The 21,089-nt window shown below is 65.0% G+C and carries 18 protein-coding genes; 14 read left to right on the top strand and 4 right to left on the bottom strand.

Annotated elements, in window-relative coordinates; all coding sequences use genetic code 11:
- The first annotated feature begins 42 nt into the window (after positions 1–42).
- The 3 genes from BDI24065_RS14230 (at position 43) to BDI24065_RS14220 (ending at position 2,861) form a co-directional block, all read left to right on the top strand.
- Positions 43–1,092, top strand: a complete 1,050-nt coding sequence (locus BDI24065_RS14230; RefSeq protein WP_175031808.1) for a patatin-like phospholipase family protein — start codon at positions 43–45, stop codon at positions 1,090–1,092.
- A 137-nt stretch (positions 1,093–1,229) separates the two neighbouring features.
- The gene (locus tag BDI24065_RS14225) at positions 1,230–1,769 is read left to right on the top strand and encodes an HD domain-containing protein (RefSeq protein WP_438820011.1); all 540 of its coding nucleotides are present in this window, start codon (positions 1,230–1,232) and stop codon (positions 1,767–1,769) included.
- 381 nt (positions 1,770–2,150) lie between these two features.
- On the top strand, positions 2,151–2,861 hold the full coding sequence (locus tag BDI24065_RS14220) for a lytic polysaccharide monooxygenase (protein WP_438820007.1): 711 nt from the start codon (positions 2,151–2,153) through the stop codon (positions 2,859–2,861).
- Between the two features lie 96 nt (positions 2,862–2,957).
- Here the strand turns inward: BDI24065_RS14220 and BDI24065_RS14215 are convergent, their stop codons facing one another.
- Positions 2,958–4,361, bottom strand: a complete 1,404-nt coding sequence (locus BDI24065_RS14215) for a GGDEF domain-containing protein (protein ID WP_175031806.1) — start codon at positions 4,359–4,361, stop codon at positions 2,958–2,960.
- 571 nt (positions 4,362–4,932) lie between these two features.
- Between BDI24065_RS14215 and BDI24065_RS14210 the strand changes: the two genes are divergently transcribed.
- The gene (locus tag BDI24065_RS14210; RefSeq protein ID WP_254609764.1) at positions 4,933–6,054 is read left to right on the top strand and encodes a chitinase; all 1,122 of its coding nucleotides are present in this window, start codon (positions 4,933–4,935) and stop codon (positions 6,052–6,054) included.
- Positions 6,055–6,095: 41 nt separating this feature from the next.
- Here the strand turns inward: BDI24065_RS14210 and BDI24065_RS14205 are convergent, their stop codons facing one another.
- A complete protein-coding gene (locus BDI24065_RS14205) occupies positions 6,096–6,509 on the bottom strand; it encodes a hypothetical protein (protein ID WP_175031805.1) in 414 nt (137 codons plus the stop codon).
- A gap of 105 nt (positions 6,510–6,614) precedes the next feature.
- On the opposite strand from BDI24065_RS14205, the gene BDI24065_RS14200 reads away from it, so the two are divergent.
- Positions 6,615–7,496 (top strand): endo alpha-1,4 polygalactosaminidase, encoded by an 882-nt coding sequence (locus tag BDI24065_RS14200; RefSeq protein WP_175031804.1) that lies wholly within the window; start codon positions 6,615–6,617, stop codon positions 7,494–7,496.
- A 560-nt stretch (positions 7,497–8,056) separates the two neighbouring features.
- The gene (locus tag BDI24065_RS14195) at positions 8,057–8,626 is read left to right on the top strand and encodes a hypothetical protein (protein WP_175031915.1); all 570 of its coding nucleotides are present in this window, start codon (positions 8,057–8,059) and stop codon (positions 8,624–8,626) included.
- Positions 8,627–8,790: 164 nt separating this feature from the next.
- Here BDI24065_RS14195 and BDI24065_RS14190 read toward each other — a convergent pair whose 3' ends face one another.
- Positions 8,791–9,960, bottom strand: coding sequence for a porin (locus BDI24065_RS14190; protein WP_175031803.1), 1,170 nt, complete (start codon positions 9,958–9,960; stop codon positions 8,791–8,793).
- Between the two features lie 669 nt (positions 9,961–10,629).
- Here BDI24065_RS14190 and BDI24065_RS14185 point away from each other — a divergent pair.
- The 8 genes from BDI24065_RS14185 to hutC all read left to right on the top strand — a co-directional run bounded on the left by BDI24065_RS14185 (position 10,630) and on the right by hutC (position 19,422).
- A complete protein-coding gene (locus BDI24065_RS14185) occupies positions 10,630–11,766 on the top strand; it encodes a TIGR03364 family FAD-dependent oxidoreductase (protein ID WP_438820010.1) in 1,137 nt (378 codons plus the stop codon).
- 420 nt (positions 11,767–12,186) lie between these two features.
- On the top strand, positions 12,187–13,491 hold the full coding sequence (locus BDI24065_RS14180; protein ID WP_175031802.1) for a replication-associated recombination protein A: 1,305 nt from the start codon (positions 12,187–12,189) through the stop codon (positions 13,489–13,491).
- A 364-nt stretch (positions 13,492–13,855) separates the two neighbouring features.
- Positions 13,856–14,716 (top strand): transporter substrate-binding domain-containing protein, encoded by an 861-nt coding sequence (locus BDI24065_RS14175; RefSeq protein WP_175031913.1) that lies wholly within the window; start codon positions 13,856–13,858, stop codon positions 14,714–14,716.
- A gap of 92 nt (positions 14,717–14,808) precedes the next feature.
- A complete protein-coding gene (locus BDI24065_RS14170) occupies positions 14,809–15,531 on the top strand; it encodes an ABC transporter permease (protein ID WP_039353368.1) in 723 nt (240 codons plus the stop codon).
- A 12-nt stretch (positions 15,532–15,543) separates the two neighbouring features.
- Complete coding sequence (locus tag BDI24065_RS14165) at positions 15,544–16,290, top strand: ABC transporter permease (protein ID WP_175031801.1); 747 nt, start codon at positions 15,544–15,546, stop codon at positions 16,288–16,290.
- Positions 16,291–16,317: 27 nt separating this feature from the next.
- Positions 16,318–17,109, top strand: coding sequence for an ABC transporter ATP-binding protein (locus tag BDI24065_RS14160; RefSeq protein ID WP_039353363.1), 792 nt, complete (start codon positions 16,318–16,320; stop codon positions 17,107–17,109).
- A gap of 7 nt (positions 17,110–17,116) precedes the next feature.
- Positions 17,117–18,610: an HAL/PAL/TAL family ammonia-lyase gene (locus tag BDI24065_RS14155; protein ID WP_175031800.1), complete on the top strand. Its 1,494-nt coding sequence runs from the start codon at positions 17,117–17,119 to the stop codon at positions 18,608–18,610.
- A 56-nt stretch (positions 18,611–18,666) separates the two neighbouring features.
- A complete protein-coding gene (hutC, locus tag BDI24065_RS14150) occupies positions 18,667–19,422 on the top strand; it encodes a histidine utilization repressor (protein WP_175031799.1) in 756 nt (251 codons plus the stop codon).
- A 423-nt stretch (positions 19,423–19,845) separates the two neighbouring features.
- Here hutC and BDI24065_RS14145 read toward each other — a convergent pair whose 3' ends face one another.
- Positions 19,846–21,069 carry a zinc ribbon domain-containing protein gene (locus BDI24065_RS14145; RefSeq protein ID WP_175031798.1) on the bottom strand — a complete coding sequence of 408 codons (1,224 nt, stop codon included), beginning with the start codon at positions 21,067–21,069 and terminating at the stop codon, positions 19,846–19,848.
- Positions 21,070–21,089: the final 20 nt, after the last annotated feature.

The following is a 21,089-nucleotide window of genomic DNA, read 5'->3' as shown; positions in this document are numbered from 1 at the left end:
CCACGTGGCGTCCGCGAACCGCCGCTGCTCGAGGAGACGGGCATGACAACCACGCACACGAGACGCCGCCACGATGGTCCGCGCAAACCGATCGCGCTGGCGCTGCAGGGGGGCGGGATGCACGGCGCATTCACCTGGGGCGTGCTCGACCGGCTGCTCGAAGACGGCAGGCTCGACATCGAGGGTGTCTGTGCAACCAGTGCCGGCGCGATGAACGCCGCCGTACTCGCGTACGGGCTGCAGAAGGGCGGCGAGGACGGTGCGCGCGAGGCACTGCACGACTTCTGGCAGGCTGTCGCACGCTCGGCGGAGCGCTACAACCCGTTGCGCTGGGTGCCGTGGCTGAAGGGGACGCACAGCTTCGGGCTCGATCATTCGCCGCTGTATGCGTTCACCGACATGATGCTGCGCGTGTTTTCGCCGTATCAGTTCAATCCGAACAACCTGAATCCGCTGCGCGAAGTGCTCGAGAGCCAGGTCGACTTCGACACGCTGCGCAAGCACTGTCCGATCCGGTTGTATCTCTGCGCGACCAACGTCGAGACGGGGAAGATACGCATCTTCACGGGAGAGGATGTCAGTGCCGACGCGGTACTGGCATCGGCCTGCGTGCCGACACTGTTCCAGGCGGTCGCGATCGACGGCGAGTACTTCTGGGATGGCGGCTACATGGGCAATCCGGCCATCTATCCGCTTATCTACAATTGCACGACGCGCGACGTCGTGATCGTGCACATCAATCCGCTCGTGCGCCGCGGTGTACCGATCACGGCAGCCGAAATTCTGAACCGCATCAGCGAGATCAGTTTCAACTCGTCGCTGATGCGCGAGATGCGCGCCATCGCGTTCGTCACCGACCTGATCCAGCAAGGCACGATCAAGCGCGGCGAGATGAAGGAAATGCTGATCCATTCGATTCGTGCCGACGACGCGCTGAGCGCGCTGAGCGTATCGAGCAAGTACAACGCGGACTGGGGATTTCTGAGCGAGCTGCATGACCACGGACGACGTGAAGCGGATGCATGGCTCGCGCATCACTACGGAAACATCGGACAGCGGTCGAGCATCGACATTCGCAGGGAATTTCTCTGAGCGCATGGCGGTCGTGCCGGCGTGGGGCGAACCTCCGTCACCGCCGCGGCCAAGGAGCGAACGTGAACCAGACACAGGCGCGGTTCGTCGCATTGTGGTCGGGCAGTGGCGGCGCGCATGCCGAGGAGGTCTATCGCTTGCTGGCGGGATGCTATTCGGAGCCGATGCGGCACTACCATACGCTTGTACACGTCAGACGATGCTTGCGTCATGTCGACCTCGCGCGCGGCGCGATTCCCGAACCGGATGCGGTCGAACTCGCGCTCTGGTTTCACGACGCGATTTACGTCCCTGGCGCGAACAACAACGAACAGCGCAGCGCCGACTGGTTCCGGCACCTGGCAGCGGGGCGAATCGGCGCGTGCGACCGGATCTGCGCGATGATTCTCGCGACGACCCACGTCGGCATCGCTGCGGAACTGGATACCCGTTTCGTATGCGACGTCGACCTGGCCGCGCTTGGCGCGTCTCGCAGGCGGTTTCGCGAAGACGGCCGACTGCTCCGGGCGGAGCGCCCGGATCTCGACGACCGGGCTTACGACCTTCATGAACGGACGATTCTTCGCGGGCTGCTCGCACGCTCGCGCATCTATCTGACCGATTTCTTCTACACGCGCTGCGAGACGCGTGCGCGCAGGAATATGAGCTGGCGGCTGGGCCTGCCGATTCGGGCGTGATGACGAGCAGGTGCGGAGCGTCAAGCCGTCTGCGGAACGACCGGTCACGGCGTTCCGAATGAATTGGCGGTTTATTCAATGCCGCAATTGAAGTCGAACCAAAACAGGTCGGAATGAAAAAACGATTCAAATGTTTGATTCGAATTAAAAAACTATCAATACGAGACGTTTATTTTTCCGATTTTTGTGGATAAGGTTCGGTTCGGTGAAAGTGATTTGTCAGAAAGCACGGCGATTAATCATCGCGTGCCGCGGTTTCATCTGGCCGCCGCTTTTGCCGATCAGTGTGCGCGACGACGCGTCGACAGGAATCTCTGCCCGGGATCTTGCGGCAGCCTCGATGGGCGCATATCCGTTCCGACATCAATGCCATGAGGGCTCATGAAAAAGATCATCCGCAAATACGTTGCTTCCGTGATGCCATGCTCGTTGGCCGGCGTGGCGCTGTTGGTCGCCGCGGCCGGCGCTCACGCGCACGGCCGTTTGACCGAACCGCCTTCGCGCATCGTGCTGTGCACGCAAGGCCAGAATCCGAACTGCCCTGTCGACGCCTGGCACGCGAACGCGATGGAGAACGGCAAGTTCTTCCCCGCGACGCAAAGCGGCCTGTCCGATCCGTTCGCGCCGGCTGACGCGAAGAATGCCGCACCCCCTGCGGACGGCGAAATCGCCGGCGCCAGCACGAATGGCCCGCTGCCCGTGCTGAACGAGCAGTCGCCGAGCCGCTGGCAGAAGATCCCGCTACGGCCGGGCGCGTTGCAGAATTTCAAATGGGAATTCAGCGCCGTGCACAAGACGCGTCGCTGGAACTACTTCATTACACGCGCCGACTGGAACCCGTCGGACAAGCTGACGCGCGCGCAGTTCGAGCCCACGCCGTTCTGCACGATCCAGAATCCCGGCCAGCCCTACTGGGATCCGAACGCGAACCTGGTGCCGCAGCAGCCGACCGTTCATCAATGCCGGTTGCCGATGCGTAGCGGTTACCACGTCATCCTCGCGGTCTGGGAAGTCGCGGATACGGCGATGGCGTTCTATCAGGTCGTCGATGCGATCTTCACCAATGGCGAGACGACACGCAGCCCGTTCTGATCCTGCTGCGACATGACGCGCCCGGCGATGCCCGGGCGTCATGAATTGACGAACGCCGGCCAGGGGTGCGGCGGACGGCACTGATCCGGCAACCGGCTATCCGGCGACCACCTGGTTGCGGCCCAGATGCTTCGCGCGGTACAGGCGTTCGTCCGCCTTGCGCAGGATCGCGTCGATCGTTTCGCCATCCCGACCGAATTCGGAGGCACCGACGCTCACGGTGACCGTGATCGGTTCGCCGATGCCTGCCTCGAACGGCGCGCCCGCGATCGCCGAGCGGATGCGCTCGCCGACCGACTGGGCGGTGTCCAGCGCGGCTTGCGGAAGCAGCACCATGAATTCCTCTCCGCCCACCCGCGCGACGCCGTCGTACGGCCGGATCGCGTCGGTGCATTTGTCGACGAAGCGTTGCAACACCTGATCGCCCGCCTGATGACCGTAACTGTCGTTGATCGCCTTGAAGTGGTCGAGATCGAGCGCGAGCAACGAGAACGGCGCGCCATGGCGCTTTGCGCGGTTGATTTCCGCTTCGACGCTTTCGATGAATTGCCGCCGGTTGGTCGCGCCCGTGAGCGGGTCCGTGGCCGCCAGATGCTCGAGCTTTTCGTTGGTCCGTTGCAGTTCCTGCAGCGCTCGCTCGGTCCTTGTCATCGCCTCCCTCAACCGGGCAAACAGTTCGGCCTGGCTGTAGATCTTCGAAAACGAACGGGTCGTATGAAAGGCCTGCACCACGCCGAAACTGAGCAGGAAGAAACCGGCCGCGAAAATCGCATGCGCCAGCCACCACATGTGATTCCACGGCCGCCCGAGGATGAAGGCGAGCGACGAGAGCGCGAACGCCGTGACCGAAATGCCGTAGATCGTCATCAGTGGGGAGCGGATGCGGCGCATGACCAGCGCGATGACGTTCACGGCCGAAAGCAGCAGTGCGCCGCCCTCCATCGACAGGCGTACCCACAGGTTGCCGGCCACCGGCGAGTAGGCGATCACGGCGACCGCGACGTCGACGAGCCCGAACAGGGCGAGCCACGGTAACCAGATGCGGGGATTGGCGCGGGTTGCTGCGCTGTCGGCCTTGTGACTGTAGGTAAGCTGCCCGACGAGGATCAGGATCGACATGGTCAGGCGCGAAGCCGGTCCGTACAGCAGGAACAGCCAGATATTGTGATGCGCCATGCCGGTGAACGCGCCATGCAACGCATAGACGACGGAAAAGCCCAGAAAGCCCAGCGTAAGCCAGCGCAGCAACGGCTCACCCGACAGGCGATAGCAGCGCCAGCAGACATACGTGACGAACGCGCCTTCGAGCGTGGCCGCTGCGATCGCCAGTTCGTGAAAGGCGTGATTCTCGAATTTCAGCGACGGATCCTGGAAGAAGTACAGATAGGCGATCAGATACGCAGGCACCAGCGCGAAGCCGACCAGCAGGAGCCTCGCGTACGCGCGGGTGACCAGTTGGGCGGTGCGGGTCGACGCTTGGGCGGTGGCATTGACGGTCATGTTCGGCCTCCGGGTTCGGTGGATGAATCAAGGGTGGGAACGGCAACGTCACGTCATGGCGGGTCGGTCGTCAAAACGCTGAGGCAAAAGCATGTCGTCTGAATTTCGCCGATTTGAACAATCGGCCAAATGGCTGCGAGATATCTGTTTGAATTATCGAATGGCGACAATTGCAATCTGGCAATGTGATCGCCTGAATATTTTCAGGTTTCGATATTGGTGGAAATAATCGATTCCAGGGTTGATGCCTGATGATTATGTAGTATAACAAAGCGAAGCGAGGGCGCCGGATTGAAACTTCACTACATTGGCCGCCTTGCTGCAGGCTCACCATCTCGGGCCGGCGTGACAACTTCGCGATACCGCTTGCATCGCGTTGTCGAGGACGTCCGGTTCTGAACGAAAGTGGGGATGCCATGCTTCATCGGCATTGACCGAAGTCGTAGCGTTTTCCGTCGTTGATATAAAAAGCAGAATCAGTATAGAAATTTTTCATCGAATGGCAATTCGTAAGGTTGATTTCTTTTGAATTCGACCTGGGCGGAGCTTTTTCAATCGAAAAGGGGAAACCATGAACCAAATCGGAATTGAGGGCATGAAAATGAAGAACAACCAAACCGGATTCATGAAGCGATCGACCTTGAGGGGCGCGCTGGCGCTTCTGTTGGCATGGTCGTCTTTCGGCACCGGCGCTGCCACGGCGGCCGGGACGAGCACCGGCACGGCGCCGGCATTCGTCTATAGCCCGTACAAGGACGCGACGATTTCGATGAACTGGAACACGAACGTCATCTCGACGAACGTCACGGGTCAGATGAGCCCGGTGCTGTCGGTCCTGCCAACCGGTGTACGGACGCTGACGCTCGCGTTTGCGACCGGTGAATGCGGGAGCGAGAACTGGGCGGGCGTCGACGGCGGCGCGATGGCGGCCGCCAATGTGCCGCTTTTCACCGCGGCCAATGTGAATTACGTGATTTCCACCGGCGGCGCGGCGGGCATGTTCACGTGCGGGACGGATGCGGGCATGGCGGCCTTCATCAATCGTTATGCGTCGAACAACCTCATCGGGATCGATTTCGATATCGAGGGCGGGCAGACGCAACAGGTGATCAACGATCTCGTCCAGCGCGTGGCCGTCGCCCAGCAGAATTATCCCGGCCTGCGCTTCAGCTTTACGCTCGCGACACTCGCCCCTTCCCAGCAGGGGGCAACTACGGCCGCCTCCTGGGGCGCCAGCGCACCCGACAGCTTCAACGTGTATGGCGACTGGGTCATGCAGGCGATTCAGGCCTACGGCCTGAAGAACTACACCATCGACCTGATGACGATGGACTACGGGTCGGCGGGAGCGGGGAACTGCGTGGTCGCGAACGGCACCTGCCAGATGGGACAGTCGGCGATCCAGGCGGCGATGAACCTGCACGATCACTGGGGTGTACCGTACAGCCAGATCGAGCTGACGCCGATGATCGGCGGCAACGACGTGGCCGGCGAAACCTTCACGCCGGCGGATGCAGACACCGTTGCGCAGTTCGTGAAACAGAATGGTCTCGTGGGTGTCCATTTCTGGTCGCTCGATCGTGACGTCGATTGCCCGCCCGGCACCGCATCGTCGACGTGCAACTCCATCGGTGGAGTCGGTACGCTCGGTTATACGAACCGGTTTGCCAACGACCTGGCGCCTGGCCAGTGAACGACGCGGGGCCACGGAGGAGACCATGCGGGCCGTCCACATCATTGCGATGACGTGCCCCGTGGTCTCCGACCTCCGCGACCGGTAACCGGAGGCATCGTCGTTGTCGCGGGCCGGGTGGCCGGCACGCGCCGGATGCGCTCGCCGGGGCGGCGGGTCAGCTTCCGCTCCGGCCAGAAAATGAGGTGAAAAGGATGAGAATGCAGGCGAGAATTGTCATCCGGAATCAAATAATTCAGCCAAGTGATCGAATTGCTGTAAATAAAATTATCGTGACATCGGTTCCAGTTTTGTTTTTGGAAACGCATGGGTTTTGTTTTTAATTTTGATGCGTCAATGGCGTTAATGGAAAACTTCGAATTTCTCTGGCCGCAGTCGCCACGCCGACAAAAATCGACAAATCGGAACAGATAGGCGCAGTGTTCCCGCCTACCATCCGCACGTACCTCGCGCATTCCCGCACCACCGCAGCATCGGCAGATGCATCGCCCGTGTTCCGCTGCACGTGTCTCCCTGGCCCCCCACATCCTGACAAGCCGCCAACAGGCAAAGGATTCGCCATGTCCGCAAGATCGTTCGCTCCATTCATGCTGATGCTGCTGCTTGCGGCGTGCGGAGGCGACTCGGATTCATCCATGCCCGGCAGCGCATTCGCGGCAGCCTCGGCGCGCGCGTCGCAGGCCACCGCGTGGAAACCGCTCGTGCCGGGTACGAGCTGGCAGTGGCAGATCGACGGCAACCGGATTAACGAGACGGTGCTGGACCGCGTGAACAACCCGCGCAAGATGTTCGACGTCGACATGGAGCTGACCGATGCCGGCACGATCCAGCGCCTGAAGGCGAAGGGTATCTATGTCGTCTGCTACATGGAGGTAGGCGGGCGCGAAGATAACCGAGGAGACGCCGGCAAGTTCCCGGACAGCGTGCTCGGCAACCCCGTCGAAGGATACGAGGATCACGAACGCTGGCTGGACATTCGCCAGACCGCGATCCTGATGCCCCTGATGCTGGCGCGTCTCGACCAGGCGAAGAAAAAGGGCTGCGACGGCATCGAGCCGGACCTCGACGACAGCTATCGCCAGGAAACGGGCTTTCCGCTGACGCGTGACGATCAACTGCGTTACAACACGGCGCTGATCGCCGCTGCGCACGATCGCGGCATGTCGATGGGCCTGAAGAACGGCTCGGGTATCGCCACCGCGATGGCGAAAGTGGCCGACTGGGCGCTCAACGAGCAATGCAACCGATTCCACGAGTGCGGCGACTACGCGAGCTTCATCGCGCTGAACAAGGCCGTGTTCAATGTCGAGTACACGCGCCCGGACGGCATGAAGCTCGCGGATTTCTGCCCGGCGGACAACCAGGCCAGTTTCGACGGCATTCTGAAACTGTCGAGCGACACGCTTGCGGCGCTGCCGCGCGCGGCCTGCCGGTTCGAGTGAGCGGCGGCGTGCGGAGGACGGGCTTGTTCGCGGTGAAGCGGTCGGGCCTGCCGCGCACGCGTCGGTCCTGACGCTTCATCGCGGTCGAGCATTGCGCGGTAGCCGCGGAACGGGATGCGCGCGACACCGATTTCTGTCGGGCGAATCGGCGGCTATTTCGCGCGCTCGCACTCGCACTCGCACGATGTTTTGCGTCAAGGTGGATCGTCCGGCATGCCGGTCGGACGACGGCTGCCGGATCGTGTCGTGTCTCGCCGAGTGCGATCGCTTCGGCAGTGATGACGACATCGGCATCGCGATGTGCTCGGACGGATCGCGCGGAGCCGGCTGATGCGCGAGTCGCTCGACCACGACGCGCGGGTAGCGCGCGTGGCGCCGCGGGACGAGGTATTGCGAATCCGTTGCAACGGGTATCGGTTTCGTACGGCGCGGGCTCGTGTATGGAATTCGCTTGCGTTCGCATCGATCCATTGCTATCACAGTGACACGGGTCGCAACGCGCGCTACGCGCGTGGCCTTTTTCATCTGCGTGAACCTGTCCACAAAAGGAAACGATCATGGTGACTGCGCCCATTGCCAAAAAAATCATGATCATTCGTCACGCGGAAAAGCCGGCCGACAACGGCAAGCCGTACGGCGTGAACGCGAACGGGGAGCAGGACAAGGAGAGCCTGATTCCGCGCGGCTGGCAACGCGCCGGCGCGCTGGTTGCGTTGTTCGATCCCGCGCGAGGCCCGCTGCAGAGCGCGGCGCTCGCGAAGCCCGGCGTGCTGTTCGCGGCGGGCGTGGCGCCGCATGCGAAGAGCCAGCGGCCGACCGAAACGGTCACGCCGCTCAGCCAGCGCATCCCGCTCGAGCTCGACACGACCTATACGAAAGGGCAGGAGGCCGACGTCGCGACGGCGGCGCAGCGTAGCCAGGGCGCCGTGCTGATCTGCTGGCAGCACGAGGACATTCCCGCGATCGCCGCCCATCTGCCGTTGTCGAACGGACCGGTGCCGTCAAAGTGGCCGGGCGAGCGCTTCGACATCGTCTGGGTGTTCGACCTGCAGCCGGGTACCGGGCGCTACGTGTTCAGCCAGGTGCCGCAATTGCTGCTGGCAGGCGACCTGCCGTCGGTCATTGCGTAGTGACGGTGTGTATCTGCCGTTACGAAGTCGGCGAGGAACCCGCGGCGACCACGATCGCCAGGCGGGGCAAGGCGAAGCGCGGAACCAAGGGGAAGCAAGGTCGCGCGTGAGGCCGCCGGGCGGCCCCGGTGCACGCTGCCACCCGGGACCGTCCGGCGTCTCGATCAGAACTTGTGACGCAGCCCCAGCGCGACGATCTCCTGCGATTTCGTGCCGGCGTAGCCGTACGAACCGATCGACGCCTGCGCATCCTGCGTGACCAGCTGCCCGCTCGCATTCACGACCTGCTGCTGGCCGCTCGCGTGCTGGTACGCGCCGATCAGATAGAGGTCGGTGCGCTTCGACAGCGAATAGTCGGCGCCCACCGACACCTGGTGATACTTCGCGTCGACGTTGCCGCTCGCCTTCGTGTACGCATAGCCGATGCCGAGCAGCAGCGGCGCCGATGCCTGGTACGTGACGAACGCGCGGCCGGTGTTGTACTTCTGCGTGTTGGCGAAGCCGGCGAGCGAATCGCCGTCACGGCGGTACTGCGCGTTGCTGTAGCCGACGCCCAGCGTGACCGGGCCGATCGCGTACTGCCCCGCGACCTGCGCGATGCCGATGCTCTTCGCGCTCAGGTAGCCGCTGTTGATCGGGCCGTCGAAGATCGCATCGGACGAACCGCTCCAGCCGGTGGCGCGCGCGGCGCCGTTCACGTTGTTGGTGTAGAAGTAGCCGCCGGCGATGCCCAGCGGGCCGTTGTTGTACGCGGCTGCGATGGCGTACGTGAGGCCCGAGCCCGTCGAGCCGGCGACGCCGCCGAAGCCGTACATCGCCTCGACCTGCAGGCCGGACAGCACCGGTGACGTGTACTTGACCGTGTTGCTCACGCGCAGGCTGTTGTCGTTGTTGTCGACGTCGCCCGGCGTCGCGAAGATGCCGCCGAAATAGTTGTCGCCGGTGACACCCTGAACCAGGTCGACGACCGGATCGTACTGGCGGCCCAGCGTGACGGTGCCGTACTGGCTGCTCTGCAGGCCGACGAACGCCTGGCGGCCGAATATGCGTCCGCCCTGGCCGAGGCGGCCCGTGCCCGAATTGAAACCGCTTTCGAGCTGGAACACGGTCTTCAGCCCGCCGCCCAGATCCTCGCTGCCTTTCATGCCCCAGCGGCTGCCCGACAGGTTGCCGCTGCCCATTTGCCACAGATTGTTGCCCGTGCCGCTGTTGCCGTGAACGTACGTGATCGACGTGTCGATCACGCCGTACAGCGCGACGTTCGACTGTGCGTGCGCTACGCCGGCGACACCCAGCAGCGACAGCGAGAGAGCGGACAGTGCGAACTTCTTCATCGTTGAATTTCCCATGCGAGAGCGATGCTTGTTTAATTAAGGACTATGAATCAATTGAACGGTTGATCCGAGCGCGCGCGGCGAGCGTGTCGACCCTTCGTTGTATCCGTCAGCCGGAGTCGACCGGATGGCCGGCGACGCAGTTTCCGGAGACACGGCAGTGTTGCGGCCCTCGGTGACACGCACATGAAAAACCACAAAACAGCAGAAATCGGCTGAAATTGCCACGACGCATTGCGGGCTCGGGCGATGAGGGCCGACTAGCGGCGAGGACGCGCGCATGTTGTGCCGTGTGCTGTTCCGATATGCGTGTGAATCGCGTTCGAGCAACACCGTTGGGTCTTTTCGGCATGTCGTCTGAACGTCGACGGCGGATTCGATCGGCGTGGTCGACGCACATGCGAGTGCGAGGCACAGCCAGATCGATGCAGATTCCCGCCATGTCATGTGATGGCAAAATATGCCAATTCATGCTGTTTTGTGGTTTTTCATGCGGATGTCATGTCGCGCTGAGATAGTGCGGAATCGGGCGGCAGTCCCGGGAGCGAACGGCGCGGGCCGGCCTGTTCGCCCTGCTCATGGGGAGCCGTCCATGGGACGCGGTAAGCGGCAACCGATGCGCACGCCCCGAAGGGGCGGCGCGCGTCATCTCGACAGAAGGAAGGTGCAATCGTGAATGCCATCGCAGCGGCAGATTCTTATGACGTGATCGTCGTCGGTGCCGGCATCGTCGGCCTCGCGCATGCCTATACCGCGGCGCTCAAGGGGCTGCGCGTGTGCGTGATCGAGCGCGATGCCGCCTGCGTGGGCGCGTCGATCCGCAATTTCGGCTTCGTCACCGTCACCGGGCAGCACGCCGAACATAGCTGGCGGCGTGCGCGGGCGAGCCGCGAGGTCTGGGCGGACGTCGCGCCGCAAGCCGGCATCGACGTGCTTCACCAGGGCCTGCACCTGATTGCGCGTCGCCCCGAGGCGATGCACCTGATCGATGCGTTCATGCAGACCGGCATGGCCGATGGATGCCGGGTCATGACACCCGACGAAGCGGCGGCCGTGGCGCCGGAGCTGCGGCTGGACGGCGCGCAAGGCGTGCTGCACAGCCCGCATGAACTGCGCATCGAGCCGCGTACCGCGATCGGGTTGCTGGCGTCATGGCTGGCGGAACGTCTCGGTGTGCGGTTTCGCTACGGCGAGATGGTGCACGAGGTGCGCACGCCGTCCGTGCGTACGTCGCGCGGCGTGCTGCACGCGGAGCGCGTGATCGTCTGCGGCAACGCGGACAGCCGCCACCTGTACGGCGACTGGTTCGCGCGTCACGCAGTCCGGCTGTGCCAGCTGCAGATGCTGCGCGTGCGACCGCGCCGCCGGCTGGCGCTGCACGGCGCGGTGATGAGCGACCTGAGCCTGTTGCGTTACGCGGGGTTCGCGGCGCTGCCTGCTGCCGACGCGTTGCGCACGCGCCTGAAGGCGGAGGAGCCGGTGTGCCTCGGTTACGGCATCCACCTGATCGCGGTGCAGAGCGCCGATGGCAGTCTCGTGGTGGGCGATTCGCACGAATACGGCGCCGCACCGCTGCCGTTCGCGACGCAGGAGATCGATGCGCAGATCCTGCGCCTGCTGCACGAGACGCTCGATGTGCCGGAGCTGGACATCATCGAACGCTGGACCGGCAGCTACCCGTCGGCAGCCGATGCCGATTGCGTGATCGAAGCGCCCGACGACGGCACGCGCGTCGTCGTCGTGACGAGCGGCGCCGGGATGAGCACGGGCTTCGGGATTGCGCAGGACGTGTTTGCAGGGTGGTGAGGGCGCCGGCAGGCGCGTCGCGCAGCCGCGGGGTTTGCTGGATTCGCGCGGCCGATGTCGACGGGGCCGCCCGCGCTGTGCCGGTCGGTCTTATCGATAACGCACGTCCCTGACATGCGGACCTGTCTGCGTGCCGGTCACCTGCGGCACGGTGCGCACTGGACTGCGCCCGCCTGGACGAAGTCGCGCACGCTGTTCCAGGCACGGCAGTCGGCGCGATTCTCGGGATCAACAAGCGTTTCTGGTCGAGCATGGTGTGATCTCGATGCGCAGCAACGCGTGATGCAGTGTCCGGCCGCTACCAGCCTGGATCTGTCTGCACGGCCGGGCGCACCGCCCGCCGCCAAAACCTCTTCGCTGTCATAATCCGCGCATCCGGCGGCAACGCGTGCCGACGGATGCGCGTGCCTGCCCATACCCATGTCCGACCTGTTTTCCGCTGAACCGCACCGTCCGCTGGCGGATGCGCTGCGCCCCACGTCGCTCGACGACGTGATCGGGCAGGCGCATCTGCTCGGCGCGGGCATGCCGTTGCGCCGGGCGTTCGAATCGGGCAAGCCGCATTCGTTGATTTTCTGGGGGCCGCCCGGCGTCGGCAAGACGACGTTGGCACGGCTCACGGCGCAGGCGTTCGATTGCGAGTTCGCGGCGTTGTCCGCGGTGCTCGGCGGCGTCAAGGACATTCGCGCCGTCACGGCTCGGGCACAGCGGGTGTTCGACGAAGCAGGGCGCCGCACGATCGTGTTCGTCGACGAAATCCACCGCTTCAATGAAACGCAGCAGGCCGCGCTTTTGCCGTCCGTCGCGTCGGGCGCTGTCGTCTTCATCGGCGCGACGACCGAAAACCCGAGTTTCGAAGTCAATCGCGCATTGCTTTCACGCGCACGCGTGTACGTGCTGAAGCCGCTGGACGACGACGCGTTGCGCGCGCTGTTCGTGCGGGCGCACGAAACCGCACTCGGCACGCTTTCGTTCGACGACGATGCGCGCGACCAGCTGATCGACCATGCGGACGGCGACGCGCGACGCTTCCTGAACCTCCTCGAACAGGTGAGGGCAGCGGCTGCATCGGCGGGCGTGACGACGATCGACGGCAGTTTCGTCGAGCGCGCGACGACGTCCGGCGCGCGTCGCTTCGACAAGGGCGGCGAGCATTTCTACGACCAGATTTCGGCGCTGCACAAGTCGGTGCGTGGCTCGAACCCGGACGCCGCGCTGTACTGGCTGTGCCGGATGCTGGACGGCGGCACCGACCGCCGCTACCTCGCCCGCCGGATCGTCGCGATCGCGTACGACGACATCGGGCTTGCCGACCCGGCCGGGCTGCGGATCGCCGACGATGCGGCCAAGACCAGCGACCGGCTCGGCGCACCCGATGGCGACCTCGCGCTTGCGCAGGCCGTGCTGTATCTCGCGTGCGCGGCGAAAAGCAATGCCGGCGGGACGGCGCTTATGCAGGCACGTGCCTTCGTGCGGCAGGATCGGCCTCGTGACGTGCCGGCACATCTGTGCGACGTGCGTGCCGAATTGATACCTGAACTCAGGCACGCTTACCGGAATCCGCACGACGAGCGTGACGGCTATGCGGCTGGCGAAAACTACCTGCCGGACGGCGTGCGGGAACCGCACTGGTACCAGCCGGTGCCGCGCGGTGTCGAGGCTGGGATCGCGGAGCGGCTCGACGGGTTGCGTCGACTCGGCCGGGAAGCGGGCAAGCGGCGCTGACGAGCGGCGGAAGCCGCTGCTGTGAAGGCCCGATTTCTCTGAGATGCTTTCGCGAGCGATGCGCCAGCGGGCATGACTTCAGGATTCGATCGGGGATTTTAGTTTGTTTAGCGAAACAGTCGAATCACGAATTTGTCTAGTCATCCTGATCGAAAGATCTTAAGGAATGCACCATGTTCGTGCCGAGAATCACCGTCACGAGGCAAGCCGGATCCTTGTTATTAGGGGATTTCCCGCGTTCGGCCGGTTTTTTTTGATCAACGCTTGTCGCTCCGTTTTTCTTCTTGCATGCTTGTATAGACAAATTCCTGAGGCCGCTTGCATGACCGAAGGGATGACGAACTTCAACGCAAGGAGAAATCTCGTGAACGGCAAGCGCATCAAGTGGGCAGTCAGGACGATCGGCATCATCGCAGCGGCAGCGGCCACGCTTGCCGCGCCAGTGCAGGCGAAGGAATGGAAGACCGTGACGGTGGCGCTCGAAGGCGGCTACGCGCCGTGGAACCTCACGCTGCCCGGCGGCAAGCTCGGTGGCTTCGAGCCTGAGCTGCTCGCCAACGTGTGCGAGCGTATCAAGGTGCAGTGCAACATGGTCGCGCAGGACTGGGACGGGATGATTCCTGGGCTTCAGGCAGGAAAGTTCGATGTCCTGATGGATGCGATCTCGATCACGCCGGAGCGCGAGAAGATCCTGCTGTTCTCGCGTCCTTATGCGGCCACGCCCGCGACGTTCGCCGTCACCGACACGAAGATCCTGCCGAAGGCGGCACCGGGCGCGCCGATCGTCAAGCTGTCGGGCGACGCGAATGCCGACAAATCCACCGTCGACGGGCTGCGCAAGCAACTGAAGGGCAAGACGATCGGCATCCAGTCGGGCACCGTCTACACGAAGTTCATCAACGACAGCTTCAAGGACATTGCGTCGATCCGCGTGTACAAGACCTCGCCCGAGCGCGATCTCGACCTCGTCGCCGGCCGCATCGACGCATCGTTCGACGATGTCACCTACTACGCGGCGAACAACGCGAAGAAGGACAACGCATCGATCGTGCTCGCGGGCCCGAAGCTCGGCGGGCCGATCTGGGGGCCGGGCGAAGGGCTCGCGTTCCGCAAGCAGGATGCCGATCTGAAGACGAAGTTCGATACGGCGATCGGCGCCGCACTCGCGGACGGCACCGTGAAGAAGCTCGCCGACAAGTGGTTCAAGACCGACGTCACCCCGTAAGCGCACGTCCGGCCGCCGCCGCGCAAGCGGCATGAGCGACGCGCGGCGGCGCGCATCCTGCCGATCCTATCAACGCTTGCCGGGAGGCACGCATGGCGATCCTTGAAATGCTGGGCTTCGGAACCGAAGGCTGGGGCGGCGTGCTGCTGCTCGCCGCGCTGATGACGGTTGCGCTGACGCTTGCCGCGCTCGCGGTCGGCGCCGTGATCGGCGCAGGTATCGCGGCCGCAAAGCTGTCGCGCTATCGTAGCGCCCGCCTGCTCGGCGACCTGTATACGACGGTGTTTCGCGGCGTGCCCGAACTGCTGGTCATCTACCTGTTCTATTTCGGCGGCTCGACACTCGTCACGGCCGTGGGCCAGTGGTTTGGTGCGGAAGGCTTCATCGGTGTACCGCCATTCGTGATCGGCGCGCTCGCGGTCGGGATGATTTCCGGCGCGTACCAGGCCGAGGTGTATCGCGCGGCCGTGCTCGCGGTGTCGAAGGGCGAGCTCGAAGCGGCGCGCTCGATCGGCATGCCGCGCAGCATGGTCCTGCGCCGCATCCTGATTCCGCAGGTCCTGCGCTTCGCGTTGCCCGGCATCGGCAACGTGTGGCAGCTGAGCCTGAAGGATTCGGCGCTGATCTCGGTCACCGGGCTCGCCGAGCTATTGCGCACGAGCCAGATCGCGGCGAATTCCACTCATCAGTATTTCGTCTTCTTCGTCGCGGGTGGCGCGCTCTACCTGGTCATGACGGGGCTGTCGAACCGCGTGTTCAACCGGGCCGAAGCGATCGTCGGCCGGTCGTTCCGCCGCAACTTCGCACGCAACTGACGGAGGGCGCACATGTCACTCGATTTCGACTTCCTGTTCGACACGCTGCGCCAGCTGCTCGCGGCGGTACCGACCACGCTCGGTCTGTTCTTCGCGTCGCTCGTGCTCGGCGGCCTGCTGTCGCTCGTGATCGTCACGATGCGCGTGTCGCCGCGCTGGCTGCCGAACCGCTTCGCGCGTGCGTACATCCTCGTGTTCCGCGGCTCGCCACTGCTGATCCAGATGTTTCTTGTGTACTACGGGCTCGGCCAGTTCGGCGTGATCCGCGAGAGCTTCATGTGGCCGCTGCTGCGCGAGCCGTACGTGTGCGCGGTGCTCTCGCTCGCACTGTGTACGGCGGGCTATACGGCCGAGATCCTGCGCGGCGGACTGATGGCCGTGCCGGTCGGGCAGATCGAAGCAGGCTATTCGATCGGCCTGTCGGGCTTCGCGCTGCTGCGCCGCGTGATCGGCCCGATCGCGCTGCGCCAGTGCCTGCCCGCGTATTCGACCGAAGCCGTGCTGCTGGTCAAGTCGACCGCGCTCGCCAGCCTCGTGACCGTGTGGGAGGTGACGGGCGTCGCGCAGCAGATCATCCAGCAAACCTACCGGACGACCGAGGTGTTCGTGTGTGCGGCCCTCATCTACCTGGGCCTGAATTTTGTCGTCGTGCGCGTGCTCGGCGCGCTCGAATGGCGGCTGTCGGGCCACCTGCGCGCGCCGAAGCCGTCCGGCCCGCCCGCTGCCGGCGCACGCAATGCGCGGAGTGTCGCATCCTGACCGCGTCCTTCTTTCCAGGAGAATTCGATGAACACCGCTGCTCCCGTCGCCCTGTCGGTCAGGAACATCCACAAGTCGTTCGGCGATCATCACGTGCTGAAGGGCATCTCGCTCGATGCGCATGAAGGCGACGTCATCTCGATCCTCGGTGCGAGCGGATCGGGAAAGAGTACCTTCCTGCGCTGCCTGAACCTGCTCGAAACGCCTGACGACGGCTCGGTCGCGCTCGCCGGCGAGGAACTGAAGATGAAGCGTGCGCGCGACGGCAAGCTGCATCCGGGCGACCGGCGCCAGGTCGACCGCATCCGCTCGCAGCTCGGGATGGTGTTCCAGAACTTCAACCTGTGGTCGCACATGACCGTGCTCGACAATCTCGTCGAAGGTCCGCTGCGCGTGCAGAAGCGCAGTCGCGCGGAAGCGGTCGAGGAGGCGGAGGCGCTGCTCGCGCGCGTCGGCCTCGCGGACAAGCGCGGCTACTATCCGGCACACCTGTCGGGCGGCCAGCAGCAGCGGGTCGCGATCGCACGCGCGCTCGCGATGCATCCGAAGGTGATGCTGTTCGACGAACCGACGTCGGCGCTCGATCCGGAGCTGGTCGGCGAGGTGCTGCGCGTGATGCGCTCGCTCGCGGAAGAAGGGCGCACGATGCTGGTTGTCACGCATGAGATGGGCTTCGCGCGGCATGTGTCGAATCGCGTGATGTTCCTGCATCAGGGCGAGGTCGATGCGGACGGGACACCTGGCGAACTGTTCGGCGGCCAGTGCTCCGAACGCTTCCGCCAGTTCGTGTCGAGCCATCATGACCGCGCCGCGAACTGAGGCCGCCATGACCGTATTCCGTTCGGCCCGGCCGCTCGACTGGCGGCAGATTGCGGCGGTGGCGGCCGGCGCGCCGCTCGCGTTGACCGACGAGGCGCGCGGACGCGTCGTCGCGGCGCGCGAACTCGTCGACGCAATCGTCGCGCGCGGCATTCGCGCGTATGGCGTCAACACGGGCGTCGGTGCGTTGTGCGACGTGATCGTGTCGCCGGCCCAGCAGGGTACGCTGTCGCGCAACATCCTGATGAGCCACGCGGTCGGTGTCGGCGCGCCGCTCGGTGCGGCGGAAACGCGCGCGATCATCGCGGCGGCGATCAACAACTACGCACACGGGCATTCGGGTGTGCGTGCCGACGTCGTCGACCAACTGGTCGCACTGCTCGAACACGATTGCCTGCCGGAAGTGCCGGCGCACGGATCGGTCGGCTACCTGACCCACATGGCGCACGTCGCGCTCGTCTGTATCGGGCACGGCCACGCGCGTCATCGCGGCGAACGCGTGCGTGGCAACGAAGCGCTGCGCCGCATCGGCCGCGAGCCGCTGGCGCTCGGTGCCAAGGAGGGGTTGAGCCTGGTCAACGGCACGCCGTGCGTGACGGGGCTCGCCGCGCTCGCGCTCGACCGCGCGGAGCGGCTGCTCGACTGGGCCGACTGGATCGCGGCGACGAGTTTCGAGAATCTCGGCGGCCAGCTCGCCGCGTTCGATCCGGCATCGCTGGCGCTGCGCATTTCGCCTGGCATCGGGCACGTCGGCGCGCGCTTGCGGGCGATGCTTGCCGATAGCGCGATGCTCGCCGCGGCGAGCGGACGGCATACGCAGGATCCGCTCAGCCTGCGCACGATTCCGCATGTGCACGGCGCAGCGCGCGACGTGCTGGCGGTCACGGCGGAAGTCGTCGACCGCGAGCTCGCGTCCGTTACCGACAATCCGATCGTCGCGGGCACGCGCGACGCGCCGACCGTCCATTCGCAGGCGCATGCGGTCGGCGCGGGCATCGCGCTCGCGATGGACAGCCTCGCGGCCGCGATGGCGCAGGTCGCGGCGATTGCCGAGCGGCGGCTCGACCGTCTCGTCAATCCGCTCGTGAGCGGGCTGCCGGCGTTTCTCGCGGCGCCGGGCGGCACGTGTTCAGGGTTCATGATCGCGCAGTACACCGCGGTCGCACTGGTTGCGCAGAACCAGCGGCTCGCCGCGCCCGCAAGCCTCGACGGCGGCATCACGTCGGGCCTGCAGGAAGATCACCTGTGCCATGCGACGCCGGCCGCGCTGAAGGCGCTCGATATCATCGAGAACACCACACGCGTGCTCGCGATCGAGCTGCTGGCCGCCGCGCAGGCGTACGATTTACAGGAGAACGGCGCGTCGCGGGCGGCACCGACCGACGCGCTGTGGCGTTACGTACGCGAACGCGTGCCGGCGTATCACGACGACCGGCCGCTCGCGGACGACATCGCGAGCGCGGCCGCCATCGTCACGGGTGTGCCGCCATCGCCGGTGTGAAGCAGCGACGGTGCGACGGTCGGCAGGTCATCCAATCTTCATTCGATCGAGGGCGCATGAACGAAGCGGAACGATACACGGCTGCCCGGCCGGGGGCCGTACCGGGCGATGACGTGCCGGCGCGCGCGCTGCCGGCCTACCAGCAGATCAAGCGCTATGTGGTCGAGCGGATCGCGAACGGGGACTGGAAGCCCGGCGGCGCGATTCCGACCGAGGCCGAACTGGTCAAGGAGTTCGGCGTGGCGCGGATGACGGTGTCGCGTGCGCTGCGCGAGCTGACTGCCGAACGCGTGCTGACCCGCATCCAGGGTGCGGGCACCTTCGTCGAGCGCCGTCATTACGAATCGACGGTGCTCGAAATCCGCAACATCGCGGACGAGATCGCGGAGCGCGGCCATCGGCACAGTGCACGCGTGCTGATGATCGAAAGCAGCGACGATCCCGAAGCGATCGAAGCGCTTGGGCTTCGCGCGGGGCCGGTGTTTCATTCGCGCATCGTGCATTGCGAGGAGGGCGAGCCGATCCAGTTCGAGGATCGCTACGTCAATCCGGCGCTGTTTCCCGCCTATCTCGAGCAGGATTTCACGGTCGAGACGCCGAATCACTACATGGTGCGGCTCGCGCCGATCCAGCGTGCGGAATTCCGCATCTACGCGCAGAAGCCCGATGCGCAGGTGCGCCGGCATCTCGTGATGGAAATCGGCGAACCGTGTCTCCTGTTGCGGCGTCGCACGTGGGTCGGCGGGCTGGTTGCGACGTCGGTGCAACTGTGGCATCCGGCGTCACGGTTTCATCTGGCGGGGCGGGTGTAGGCAGGCGTGTCCGCTGCTCACGGTCGCCGTCGTTGCCCGAAGGCGATCGTGCGTTCGCGTCGCCGAGATCCGGGCACGCGCATCGAACGTGACCGACCGCCGAGCGCAGGTTCGATGCATCGGCGGCTGAGTGGCGGCGCGTTCGATGGCGAATCGGACGATCAAGATCGCCCGGCTCGCGCGGTCGCCGGGCAGAACTGAGCGCGCAGGGGGATCGAGCCGGTGGTCAATGACCGGTGCGGCTCACCGGCCCCGGATGGCACGCCGCATTTCACGGCCGCATTGCACGGCTGAAGTCACACGAGAACCGGCCGCGGAGGCCGGAAACGGCGGCTTCAGCCGCCGGTGCGTGTCTGTGGTTGGTACGCGACCCGCGGCGATACCTGACCGCGGGCCGCGCTTTGATGCACGGTCATGCAGCCGTCACGCGTGACGGCGCGCACCGCATTCGCCGCAGAACAGGTCGTCGGCGGCCATCGGCTTATGGCACTGCGCGCACGCGGAGGCTCCGTCCGCGGCGGGCGATTCCGTATCCGACGCCGGCAGCGAAGCCGTGCCCGCTGCGCCCGCCGCACCGGCGGTGTGCGCGTCGCGTGCTTTTGCGAGGCGATCGGCGGCGCGCTCGCGCGCCTGTTCGGCGTGGCGTTTCGCATCCGCGACGTGCTGGCTCAGCTTCTCTTCCGTCGCGGAGAAATCGACGCCGCTGACCGTCTGCAGATAGATGAGGCACGTGCCGTTGACGAACGTCAGGAACGGAATCACGAGGCCGATTGCGATCAGCAGGCCGTTGCCGAAGCCGTACGCGCCCAGGTAGGCCATGCTGCGGTAGTCGAATCCACCCAGACCGCCGAGCGCGCCCTCCGTCGCATCCGCGCCGAGACCGTAGGCGCCCATCCCGTATGCGCTGGCATGCCGGCCGGCGCCGCCGAGCATGCCCATCAGGCCGCCCAACGGGCTGGTGCCGGTGGCCGCCGAGATCGACGACGCGATCGCGGCACCCGTGCCGAGAATGCCGAACACGATCGCGGACAGGACGCCGACGAGCAGCAGCAGCCCGAACATCCTGACGATCACGCCAAGCAACTGGCGGCGGCCGATCTGCATCAGGCGCGCGGCGGTCTGCAGCGTCGAATTGCCTTGCCAGATGGCGGGCGCGGCAAGCGGATAGCCGACGTACCACATGCCGGCGAAGATTGCGCCCGCGACGATCGCCGCGACCGGATACGCGATCGCATACAGCAGCGGGCCGACGCCCGGGATCTTGCAGACCAGGAACACGATCAGCAGTGCGAGCAGCAGCAGTATCCAGCCGATGGCCAGCAGCACGCCGATCCCGAGGAGGCGGTGGACGCTGAACGTCGCCTGCAGCAGCGCGTCGACGAATCCGACCGACTCACCCTGCGCATCGCGCATCAGTACGATACCGACCGCGGAATAGCCGATCAGCGAGACCGCGAGGGTTGCGATGAAGAACAGCAGGCCGAGCACGGGGCTGTGACGGAGTACCTGGATCGTGAGCATGGCCATCAGCATGCTGGCGACGATCGCGAAAGCGCACATCGCGAGTGCGCGCCAGTTCGTGACGGCCTCGGCGGCGCGCAGCAGTCCGAACTTCCCCGACACGGGGGCTTGATCGAGCGTTGACATCGTTGAATCTCCTTGCAGGT

The sequence above is a fragment of the Burkholderia lata genome, assembly GCF_902499025.1.
Taxonomy (GTDB): Bacteria; Pseudomonadota; Gammaproteobacteria; order Burkholderiales; family Burkholderiaceae; genus Burkholderia; species Burkholderia lata_C.
Note: the sequence above shows the minus strand (reverse complement) of the source record. Positions and strands in the feature narration are given on the sequence as shown.

Coding starts and splice junctions, on each gene's coding strand:
- BDI24065_RS14230 (WP_175031808.1), top strand. CDS start 43: ATGACAACCACGCACACGAGACGCCGCCACGATGGTCCGCGCAAACCG.
- BDI24065_RS14220 (WP_438820007.1), top strand. CDS start 2,151: ATGAAAAAGATCATCCGCAAATACGTTGCTTCCGTGATGCCATGCTCG.
- BDI24065_RS14215 (WP_175031806.1), bottom strand. CDS start 4,361: ATGACCGTCAATGCCACCGCCCAAGCGTCGACCCGCACCGCCCAACTG.
- BDI24065_RS14210 (WP_254609764.1), top strand. CDS start 4,933: ATGAACCAAATCGGAATTGAGGGCATGAAAATGAAGAACAACCAAACC.
- BDI24065_RS14205 (WP_175031805.1), bottom strand. CDS start 6,509: ATGCGCGAGGTACGTGCGGATGGTAGGCGGGAACACTGCGCCTATCTG.
- BDI24065_RS14200 (WP_175031804.1), top strand. CDS start 6,615: ATGTCCGCAAGATCGTTCGCTCCATTCATGCTGATGCTGCTGCTTGCG.
- BDI24065_RS14190 (WP_175031803.1), bottom strand. CDS start 9,960: ATGAAGAAGTTCGCACTGTCCGCTCTCTCGCTGTCGCTGCTGGGTGTC.
- BDI24065_RS14180 (WP_175031802.1), top strand. CDS start 12,187: ATGTCCGACCTGTTTTCCGCTGAACCGCACCGTCCGCTGGCGGATGCG.
- BDI24065_RS14170 (WP_039353368.1), top strand. CDS start 14,809: ATGGCGATCCTTGAAATGCTGGGCTTCGGAACCGAAGGCTGGGGCGGC.
- BDI24065_RS14165 (WP_175031801.1), top strand. CDS start 15,544: ATGTCACTCGATTTCGACTTCCTGTTCGACACGCTGCGCCAGCTGCTC.
- BDI24065_RS14160 (WP_039353363.1), top strand. CDS start 16,318: ATGAACACCGCTGCTCCCGTCGCCCTGTCGGTCAGGAACATCCACAAG.
- BDI24065_RS14155 (WP_175031800.1), top strand. CDS start 17,117: ATGACCGTATTCCGTTCGGCCCGGCCGCTCGACTGGCGGCAGATTGCG.
- hutC (WP_175031799.1), top strand. CDS start 18,667: ATGAACGAAGCGGAACGATACACGGCTGCCCGGCCGGGGGCCGTACCG.
- BDI24065_RS14145 (WP_175031798.1), bottom strand. CDS start 21,069: ATGTCAACGCTCGATCAAGCCCCCGTGTCGGGGAAGTTCGGACTGCTG.